This window comes from Protofrankia sp. CiP1_Cm_nod4, from assembly GCF_982290645.1.
Genome location: NZ_CEVIVC010000274.1, coordinates 1 through 627, shown reverse-complemented (window position 1 = coordinate 627; position 627 = coordinate 1). Strand labels below are relative to the sequence as shown.

The 627-nt window shown below is 73.0% G+C and carries 1 protein-coding gene; it reads right to left on the bottom strand.

The window, feature by feature from the left end; all coding sequences use genetic code 11:
• On the bottom strand, positions 1-627 hold a 627-nt coding region (gene cobA / locus AC5LSR_RS24090; protein WP_493469081.1), incomplete at both ends, for a uroporphyrinogen-III C-methyltransferase.

Genomic DNA, 627 nt, shown 5'->3' with positions numbered 1-627 from the left:
AGAGTGCCGCGCACGACCCGTTGCGCCGGCGTGGTGGCGCGTTCGATCACCGCGACAGGCGTGTCGGGTGACCGCCCGCCGTTGATGAGGGCCGCGGTGACGTCGGCGAGCCTGGCGACCCCCATCAGCACGACGATGGTCATCCGGGACGCGCCGAGCGCCGCCCAGTCGACGGTGGAGCCGGGATGCCCGGGTGGCAGATGACCGGAGACGACCGCGACGTCCTGCGCGACACCACGGTGGGTGACCGGAATACCGGCATACGCGGGGGCCGCGAACGCCGAGGTCACCCCCGGGACGACCGTGCACCGCACCCCCGCCAGCCGGCATGCCTCCGCCTCCTCGCCGCCACGGCCGAGCAGGAACGGATCCCCGCCCTTGAGCCGGACGACCGTGCGGCCCGCGAGCGCCTGTTCGACCAGCAGGCCGTTGATGTCCTCCTGGCTGCGGGTGAGCGCGCCGGCACTCTTGCCGCTGTAGATGATCTCCGCTTCAGGCCGGGCATACCCGAGCACATCGGTGGACACCAGGCGGTCGGTGACGACCACGTCGGCCGCGGCAAGCAGTTCCCGGCCACGAACGGTGAGCAGCCCCGGATCGCCGGGCCCCGCCCCGACCAGCCAGACC